Origin of the sequence: Streptomyces niveus (assembly GCF_001723055.1) — a bacterium.
GTDB classification, from domain to species: domain Bacteria; phylum Actinomycetota; class Actinomycetes; order Streptomycetales; family Streptomycetaceae; genus Streptomyces; species Streptomyces niveus.
Genome location: NZ_MDCR01000397.1, coordinates 1 through 8,478 on the forward strand (window position 1 = coordinate 1; position 8,478 = coordinate 8,478).

At 70.4% G+C, this 8,478-nt stretch carries 7 protein-coding genes and 2 pseudogenes; 8 read left to right on the forward strand and 1 reads right to left on the reverse strand.

Annotated features, from left to right (window positions below; translation table 11 throughout):
- Nucleotides 1–111 precede the first annotated feature (111 nt).
- The gene (locus BHU15_RS34525; RefSeq protein WP_069630730.1) at nucleotides 112–3,399 is read right to left on the reverse strand and encodes a glycoside hydrolase family 2; all 3,288 of its coding nucleotides are present in this window, start codon (nucleotides 3,397–3,399) and stop codon (nucleotides 112–114) included.
- 344 nt (nucleotides 3,400–3,743) lie between these two features.
- On the opposite strand from BHU15_RS34525, the pseudogene thrS reads away from it, so the two are divergent.
- From thrS to BHU15_RS34560, 8 genes and pseudogenes are all read left to right on the forward strand, one after another.
- A pseudogene (thrS, locus tag BHU15_RS34530) lies at nucleotides 3,744–5,000 on the forward strand (threonine--tRNA ligase); the annotation flags it as partial.
- Between the two features lie 9 nt (nucleotides 5,001–5,009).
- The gene (locus tag BHU15_RS34535) at nucleotides 5,010–5,207 is read left to right on the forward strand and encodes a hypothetical protein (protein WP_023536450.1); all 198 of its coding nucleotides are present in this window, start codon (nucleotides 5,010–5,012) and stop codon (nucleotides 5,205–5,207) included.
- Between the two features lie 23 nt (nucleotides 5,208–5,230).
- Nucleotides 5,231–5,386 (forward strand): hypothetical protein, encoded by a 156-nt coding sequence (locus BHU15_RS40585; RefSeq protein WP_167756152.1) that lies wholly within the window; start codon nucleotides 5,231–5,233, stop codon nucleotides 5,384–5,386.
- 69 nt (nucleotides 5,387–5,455) lie between these two features.
- Nucleotides 5,456–6,121 carry a CGNR zinc finger domain-containing protein gene (locus BHU15_RS34540; RefSeq protein WP_069630732.1) on the forward strand — a complete coding sequence of 222 codons (666 nt, stop codon included), beginning with the start codon at nucleotides 5,456–5,458 and terminating at the stop codon, nucleotides 6,119–6,121.
- Between the two features lie 66 nt (nucleotides 6,122–6,187).
- Complete coding sequence (locus BHU15_RS34545) at nucleotides 6,188–7,063, forward strand: alpha/beta fold hydrolase (protein WP_069630733.1); 876 nt, start codon at nucleotides 6,188–6,190, stop codon at nucleotides 7,061–7,063.
- Between the two features lie 129 nt (nucleotides 7,064–7,192).
- Complete coding sequence (locus BHU15_RS34550; protein ID WP_435896992.1) at nucleotides 7,193–7,915, forward strand: 2OG-Fe(II) oxygenase; 723 nt, start codon at nucleotides 7,193–7,195, stop codon at nucleotides 7,913–7,915.
- Nucleotides 7,912–8,196 (forward strand): Ada metal-binding domain-containing protein, encoded by a 285-nt coding sequence (locus tag BHU15_RS34555; protein ID WP_069630735.1) that lies wholly within the window; start codon nucleotides 7,912–7,914, stop codon nucleotides 8,194–8,196. Before BHU15_RS34550 ends, BHU15_RS34555 begins: the two co-directional genes overlap by 4 nt.
- A pseudogene (locus BHU15_RS34560) lies at nucleotides 8,178–8,478 on the forward strand (hypothetical protein); the annotation flags it as partial. The gene BHU15_RS34555 and the pseudogene BHU15_RS34560, both read left to right, overlap by 19 nt.

Genomic DNA, 8,478 nt, shown 5'->3' on the forward strand with positions numbered 1-8,478 from the left:
CGTGAGCCAGACGGGACTTTGCGGACACGCCCTGACCGGGGCCGCCCCGGACGCGCGAGTGGTCCCCGGTGAGCCGATCGGCTCACCGGGGACCGTCCCCGCCCGGTCGCGTCAGCGCGCCGGTTGTTCCTCCGCGTGCAGACTCCTGACCTGGCTGTCCGTCAGAGCTTTGTCGTAGACGTGCACTTGGTCGATCGAACCGTTCCAGAAGTCGCCCTTGGCGCCGTCGTACTTGGCGCGGCCGAGCGACAGGGGTCCGGTGCTCACGTCGACCGGGCCCGCTGCGACGGTCGCTGCCGGTACGCCGTCGACGTACAGCGTGATCTTGTCCGACGCCGAGTCACGGACCCCCACCAGGTGGTACCAGCGGCCGTTCTCCGGCTGGGTCACCAGGCGGGCCCGGTTGCCCCCCGGGGTGCTGAAGGCGAACGCGCCCTGGCCGTACTGAAGATAGAACGGGTTCTCCGTGCGCCGGCCGTCCTGGCTGACCGCCGTCGCGTAGTTGCCGGGGAGCGCGTCGAGCGTGACCCAGGCCGACACCGAGTAGCTCTTGGTGGTGTCGACGACCGGGCCTTCGGTCTGCGCGTACTGGCCCTCGCCGTCGAAGGCGAGCGCCGAGCCGCTGACGCCCGTCGTCCAGGTGGAGCCGCCGACGAGGCCGAGGGCCTTGCCGTTCGGGCCGCTGTCCTTGGCCGTGGTGCCCTTCCCCTCGTCCAGCGCCCAGTGTCCGCCGCCGGTCAGCTCGTCCCGCTCGCCCGCTTCGGCGCCGGCCTTGATGACCTTCAGGTTGATGTCACGCACGCGCGCGGGGTCGACCTTGATCTCCCGGCGGTCGTAGGTGTAGAACCCGTTCAGCTCGTTCTCCAGGTCGCTGACCTGGGTGTAGACGGAGCCCGACAGTTCGGCGCCGGCCGCTTCCAGATAGAAGTCGGTGGTGTTCTGGACGTACTTCGCGGTGAGCGCGTCCTTGTCGGCGACCCCGCTGTAGATCGCGGCGGGCGGGCCGGGCCACATGTGCCCCGGGGTACGGAGCGTGAAGCCGCCGTGCTCGCCGTCCATCGCGGCGCAGTGGTCGGGGAACGGGGCGTCGTTGTTGACGTAGTCGTGGTGGTCGATGATCTCGCCCTTGCCCGAATCCCCCTTCGAGGAGCAGCAGTTGACACCGCTGTGCGCGTTGACGATCCGGGAGGGGTCGGTCTGCTTCACCGATTCGGCGATCCGGCCGGTCTCCTCCCGGTTCCACTCGCCCCAGCCCTCGTTGAAGACGATCCAGCCGATGACGGACGGCGAGTTGTGCAGCTGACGCATCATCTGCTTGCCCTCGTCGACGAAGGTCTTCTGTCCCGCCTCGTTGGTGATGTCGCTGGAGACGAAGTCCTGCCAGACGAGCAGTCCGAGCTTGTCGGCGTGATGGTAGAAGCGGGCCGACTCGACCTTGATGTGCTTGCGTACGGCGTTGAAGCCGAGCTTCTTCTGCTCTTCGAGGTCGAAGGCGAGCGCCGCGTCGCTGGGCTGGGTGTAGAGGCCGTCGGGCCAGAATCCCTGGTCCAGCATGGCGAGGGAGAAGACCGGCTTCCCGTTCAGGACGAGCTTCTGGTAGCCGCCGACCTTCTCGATCCCGACGGACCGCATACCGAAGTAGCTGTCGACGCGGTCGGTGGACCGGCCGTCGGTGAGGGTGACGTCGAGGTCGTACAGGTACGGGTCGTCCGGGGTCCAGAGCCGCTGGTTCTTGATCGGCAGGCGCAGTTCGGTGCCGGGACGGCCGCTGACCGTCGAGATGATCCGGCCCTTGGCGTCGCGTGCGACGGCCCTGACCTTGGCATCGGCCGACGCCTTGGCTGAGTTGACGGTGACGGCCAGGGTGCGGGACTCGATGTCGGGTGTGGTGACGAGCTCGTCGACGGCCGCCGTGGCGACCGGCTCCATCCAGACGGTCTGCCAGATGCCGGAGGACTGGGTGTAGACGATGCCGCCGGGGTCGGTGGACTGTTTGCCCATCGGCTGGTTGGGGCCGTTGGTGTCGGTGACGGCGACGACGATCTCCTGCGGTCCCCTGCCGCCGTTCTTCAGCGCGTCCGTGATGTCGGCGCTGAACGCCGTGTAGCCGCCGGTGTGCTGGGTGACCTGCTTGCCGTTGACCCAGACGCGGGTCGCGTAGTCGACGGCGCCGAAGTTGAGCTTCAGCCGCTTGCCGCTGCCGACCTGCCAGTTGGCGGGGACGGTCACGAGCTTGCGGTAGAACATGTGGTCCTCGTGGCGTTCGAGGCCGGAGAGCTGTGACTCGACGGGGAACGGCACGATGATCTTCTCGTCCAGGTCCTTGCCGAAGACGGGCTGTTCGTCCTTCTCGGCGCCCGCGAACTGCCAAGGCCCGTTGAGGTTCTTCCAGTTGTCGCGCACCTGCTGCGGACGCGGGTACTCGGGCAGCGGGTTGTCGCGGTCGAGCCTGTCGCCCCACTCGGTGGTGAGCCGGTGCGTGGACTCGTTGGCCGCCGTGCGCATGATCTCCGGCACGCTCTCGCCGCCGGCCTGGAGGCCGCCCTTGCCGTCGTATCGGAAGCCGACCCGCTGGTCCTTCTGGATCGGCGCCTTCAGCGTGACGGTGAGGGAGTACGGGTCACCGGGGGTGCGGGCGACGGAGGTGACCGGCATCGGGGTCGTGTCGACGTCGATCTTCAGATGGTCCTTGAGCGCCGCGACGGTGCCGCCGACCTTGTCCTCGAAGGTCGCGCGGATCTGCCGGCCGTCCTTTCCGACCGTGGGCGAGACCGGGTAGATCTCGAAGTCGGCGGGCGGGGTGAACGCGGACTCGGGGACGATCTGCTTCTGGGTCCCGGCGCCCGACCAGCGCAGGAACATGTTGGCGCCGCCGGTGTCCTGGAACATCTCGACGCGGATGTCCTGCGGCTCGCCGGCCTTGAGCGTGACCGGCTCACTGGTCTGCTCCTTGTCCCAGTCCGGTTCCCAGTGGTCGATCACCGTCCTGTCGCCGATCCAGACCCGGAAGCCGTTGTCGCCGGTCGCGTAGAAGGTGTAGTCGCCGCTCGCGGGGGCCTCGATACGGCCGGTCCAGCGGGCGGTGGTGTGTTCGGAGCGACCCGTCAGGGACTCGAACGTCGTTGCCAGGCCCGGGAATTCGATCTGCGGGTCGAGGGCCAGTCCCCCGAGCTCGGCGAAGTCGCGCGCGCCGGGCGCGGACATGCTGAAGTACTCGCCCTTGAGGCCGTGCACGTCGTCGGCGGGCGCGGCGGCGGACGTGGTGTCGGGCGCGATACCGGCGGCCGTCGCGCCCGACGCGAAGCCGGTCGCCGGCAGCAGCAGGGCGACTGCGAGCAGCAGCGAGCGGAACAGGGGGCGGGAGCGCAGCGGTGGGCGGGCGGCGGGCTTTCGTCTCATGGAAGTCCTCGATGTCCTCGCGCGGACGGGGGCGGAAGGGGTTCGTCCCGGCTATTACAACGTTGGAAAGTGTCCGCAGCGGAATGACAGCACGACCGCTCGGCGGGTGTCCAGGGTTAGGACACAAGGTGTTCGTGGGACGGGGGTGGGAATTGACCGCCCGTGAGAAATGCTGTTGCCGTGGCGCGGGCCGGTCTCTACCGTCGGTCCCATGAAGCGTGCCGCGATGACGACGACGCCGGAGAGTGTCCCGGCGCGCTGACTGCTGATCCAGTTCGAAGCCCCGGGGCGAGTGCCCCGGGGCTTCGTCACGTGGTCACTCGTTCCCCGCCAGCGAGGAGACCACCATGCACGACCACCGCAGACTCGGCCGCGAGCTGGGCCTGTTCGACACCGACCCGCTGATCGGCGCGGGCCTGCCGTACTGGCTGCCCGACGGCGCGACCGTACGGCACGCCCTGGAGGAGTACATCCGCGGCGTGGAGCGGCGCGCGGGCTACCGGCATGTGTACTCGCCGGTGCTGGGGAAGCGGGAGCTGTTCGAGATCTCCGGGCACTGGTCGCACTACAGCCAGGACATGTTCCCGCCGATGGAGCTGGGCGGGGAGGAGTTCGTCCTGCGGCCGAGTCTGTGCCCGCACCATGCTTTGATCTACCGGTCGCGCGCCCACAGCTACCGTGAACTGCCGCTCCGTATGGCCGAGTTGGGCGGCATGTACCGCTCCGAGCTGTCCGGGGTGCTGGGCGGGCTGACCCGCGTACGGTCGATTCAGCTCAACGACGCGCACATCTTCTGCACCGTGGACCAGGTCGCCGGGGAGGCGCGGGCCGCGCTGGAGCTGATCCGGCGGGCGTACGACGCGCTCGGCATCCGTCCGGCACGCTTCCGGCTGTCGCTGCCGGGGCCGGGCGGGAAGTACCTCGCCGATCCGGCCCTGTGGGAGCGGTCGGCGGCGCTGCTGACCGAGGTGCTGGACAGCTCGGGCGTCGCGTACGAGGCGGTGGAGGGCGAGGCGGCGTTCTACGGCCCGAAGATCGACGTCCAGATCGCCGACGAGGCGGGGCGGGAGTCGACCTTGTCCACCGTGCAGGTCGACTTCCACCAGCCCGAGCGGTTCGATCTGCGGTACATCGGCGCCGACGGGGCCAGGCACCGGCCGGTGATGATCCATCGCAGTGTGATCGGCAGCGTGGAGCGGGCCGTGGCTCATCTCGTGGAGCGGCACGGCGGCGCGTTCCCCGGCTGGCTCGCGCCGGCCCAGGTCGTGGTGCTGCCGGTCTCCGACGCCGAACTCCCGCAGGCCGTACGGCTCGTGGAGCGATGCGCGGAGCGGGGGCTGCGGGCGGAGGTCTCGGGGCCGGAGCACGGCACCCTGGGCGCGCGCGTCAGGGCGGCCAGGCTGGTGCCGTACCAGGCGGTGATCGGGGCGAGGGAGGCCGCGGGGGACGCGGTGGCGCTGCGGCTGCGGGACGGGCGGCGGGTGGACGCCCTGCCGGCGGGCGAACTGCTGGACAGGGTCGGGGCACTGGTGGGTGCGTTCAGCACCGACCTCTGGGACGAGAACGAGGATGCGGGGCGTCCCGTTCATGATCTTGGGTAGCAGGTTCCCATGCTGAAGCACCGACGTATCCGAATCCTGCTGGTCCTGCTGGCGAGTTGGGCCGCGACGGCCGGAGTGGAGCGGTTCCGCGGGGAGTCGCCCTGGCTCACGGCCGCCGCGCACGCGCTGCCGTGGGCGGTGCTGGTCGCCTTTGTCTGGTGGTTCGCGGAGTGGACACAGGTACGCCGCCACCCCGCCGACCGCTGAGCGGCGGTTGACGGGGTACCCGGTTGGCAGGGGCGGCGGGCCGGCACACGGCCGGCGCCGCGGCCCCAGCCGCACTCGGCGGATTCAAGAGCGAGGAGTCTCAGATGTACATAGGTCTCGGAACAGTCGTGGTCATCCTGGTCGTCATCGTCGTCGTCATGCTGCTGCGCCGCCGCTGACGCCTCACCGTCGGATTCACATGCTTACTCCGGTCGACAACCATTAGCTCTCGTATTAGAGTCGTCGGTATGGAGAGCATTCGCTCCGGTACGTCCGCGTCCCCGCCGCCCACAGCGGCTCCGCTGCTGGGTGAGCCCCTGCCGGTCGAGCTGATGAACACGATCTGGGCCGACCGGGACGGCGTACACGACGAGCTGACACATCCCGAAGGGCTCGCGGCCTGGCTGCGCGGTGTCCAGCCGCGCCTCGCACCGGCCGGCGGACCGTCATTCGCGCAGCTGCCGGACCCGTCGGCGGACGAACTCCGGCGGTTCCGGCAGCTGCGCGACGCGCTGCGGCGCCTCGCCGCCGTCACGACCGGCGACACGCGGCTCGCGCAGGACACCGACTCCGATCACCTCACGGCGGCGGTCTCCGCCGTCAACGAGGCCTGCGCGTACGCGCCCTCCTGGTCCGCGCTGACGTGGACCGGGGACGGCGGGCCCACCCGTACGGATGTCGCGGACGGCACCCTGCCCGCACGGGTCCTGTCGCGCGTCGCGGAGGAAGGGGTACGGCTGTTCACCGGGCCCGGCCGGGCCGAGTTGCGGGCCTGCCACGGGCCGCGCTGTGTGCTCTTCTTCGTGCGCTCCCATCCACGCCGGGAGTGGTGCTCCGCCGACTGCGGAAACCGCGCCCGGGTGGCCCGCCACTACCGGCGCCGTCGTGACGCCGGCGAGGCGGCGAAGGCGTGAGCGTTCGTCTCACGTACAGGTACGAACCGACACCGACACTCGGGGCCTGAGAACAAGGAGTCCGTCATGGTCAACGTCCACCACCGCTATGCGACCGTCCAGGGCCACGAACTGTTCTACCGGGAGGCCGGCCCGCCCGACGCACCCGTACTCGTACTGCTGCACGGCTTCCCCACCAGCTCGTTCATGTTCCGCCATCTCATCCCGCAGCTCGCGGACCGCTACCACGTCATCGCCCCCGACCACCTCGGCTTCGGCCTGTCCGACGCGCCGCCGGTCGGGGACTTCGACTACAGCTTCGACGCGCTCGCCGACCTGACGGCGCAGCTGCTGGCCGGACTCGGGGTGACGCGGTACGCCATCTACGTACAGGACTACGGCGCCCCCGTCGGCTGGCGCCTCGCGCTCAAGGACCCGGACGCGATCACGGCGATCATCACGCAGAACGGAAACGGGTACGAGGCGGGTCTGGTCGAGAGCTTCTGGGGAGCGGCCCGCGCGTACTGGCGTGAACAGAACCCCGACACGATCGCCGCCATCCGTGCGGCCTTCAGCCTGGAAATGATCAAGTGGCAGTATCTGCACGGCGTGCCGGACCCGAGCCTGGTCAGCCCCGACACCTGGCACCACGACCACGCCCTGGTCTCGCGCCCCGGCAACGACCGCGTCCAGCTGAAGCTGCTCCTCGACTACGCGACCAACCTGCCGCTCTATCCGCGCCTCCATGCCTATCTCCGTGACCGCCGGCCTCCGCTGCTGGCCGTGTGGGGCAAGAACGATGAGATCTTCGGCCCGGCGGGCGCCGAGGCGTTCGTCGCCGACCTGCCCGACGCGCAGGTGCATCTCGTCGACGGCGGGCACTTCCTGCTCGAAAGCGCGCTGGACGAGGTCGCCGGGCTGATCCGCGGGTTCCTCCCGAAGGCGGATCTGCCGGCGGGCTGACCGGCCGCACCGCCGGGTGAAGCACCAGGTGAAGCGCCATGTCCGAATCCCGCCAGCATGGAAGATCTCCGCGCGGCACTCTCGACAGAGCGAGAGAGTGACCGGAGAGGCGGAGAGACGATGAGGACCATGAACCGGGCAGGCAGGAGCGGCGAGCGCGTCGCCGGGCAGGACTGGGACACCATCGCCGGCGATCTCGACGCGTACGGCAACGCCCTCACCGGGCAGCCACTCCTCTCCCCCGCCGAGTGCCGCGCGATCACCGCGCTGTACGACGACGGCGAGCGGTTCCGCGGCACCGTCGACATGGCCCGCCATCGGTTCGGGTCCGGGCAGTACCGGTACTTCACACACGATCTCCCGGAAGCGGTACGGGAGTTGCGTGCCGCGCTCTATCCGCGGCTGCTGCCCGTCGCACGCGACTGGGCCGGGAAGCTGGGCAGGACCGCGCCCTGGCCCGACACGCTGGACGAGTGGGTGACGATGTGTCATGAGGCGGGCCAGGCCAGGTCCGCCCAGATCCTGCTGCGTTACGGCGCGGGCGACTGGAACGCCCTGCACCGGGACGTGTTCGGCGACATGGTGTTCCCGCTCCAGGTCGTCATCGGTCTGGACGTACCCGGCACGGACTTCACGGGCGGCGAGTTCATCATGACCGAGCAGCGTCCGCGCGCGCAGTCGCGGGGCTCGTCGGCCACGCTCCCGCAGGGCCACGGGCTGGTCTTCACCACCCGCGACCGGCCGGTGCGCTCTGCGCGGGGCTGGTCGAACGCGCCGATGCGGCACGGCGTGAGCACGGTGCGCTCCGGCCACCGGCACACCCTCGGCCTCGTGTTCCACGACGCCGCGTGAGGTACGTCCTGGTGGGCCGGGACGGCGCGCCGTACCCGAGCGCCACTCCCGGCACGCTCGGCGGGCACAGCCGTGGGCGCCTGTACGGGCGGCTCGACTGCCCGTCCGCGCTGCGGGCTCTCGCACGGGGCCGGTACGCCGAGCACCGGGTGTTCTTCGCGGACGAGGCCACGGCCGTCGCGGCGGGGTACCGGCCGTGCGCCGTGTGCCTGCCGCGCGAGTACGCCCGGTGGAGAGCCAGCGGGGAAAGGACCGCGGCGCCATGTCCGACTCGCCCCTGATCGGCGCCGACGACCTTGTCGTCTACGGCGCGGACTTGACCACGGAGCCCGGCGCCCCGCACACCGTGGCCGAACTCGACGCACTGATCGGCCTGTTGACGGCGCCGGGGTCGCGGATCCACTCCGTCGCCGTCGGTCACAGCCGTGACGAGGCGTCACACGCCGCCGCGAGCGCGTTCGCCGACGCGTGGACGGCGCGCGGTGGAGCGATCCTCGCCGTGGTCGACTGGCCCGAGAACGCCGCGTCGTGGCTGCGGCCCGCCCGGCGGCTGACCGCCGGGC

Coding starts and splice junctions, on each gene's coding strand:
- BHU15_RS34540 (WP_069630732.1), top strand. CDS start 5,456: ATGGAGAGCATTCGCTCCGGTACGTCCGCGTCCCCGCCGCCCACAGCG.
- BHU15_RS34535 (WP_023536450.1), top strand. CDS start 5,010: ATGCTGAAGCACCGACGTATCCGAATCCTGCTGGTCCTGCTGGCGAGT.
- BHU15_RS34525 (WP_069630730.1), bottom strand. CDS start 3,399: ATGAGACGAAAGCCCGCCGCCCGCCCACCGCTGCGCTCCCGCCCCCTG.
- BHU15_RS34545 (WP_069630733.1), top strand. CDS start 6,188: ATGGTCAACGTCCACCACCGCTATGCGACCGTCCAGGGCCACGAACTG.
- BHU15_RS34550 (WP_435896992.1), top strand. CDS start 7,193: ATGAACCGGGCAGGCAGGAGCGGCGAGCGCGTCGCCGGGCAGGACTGG.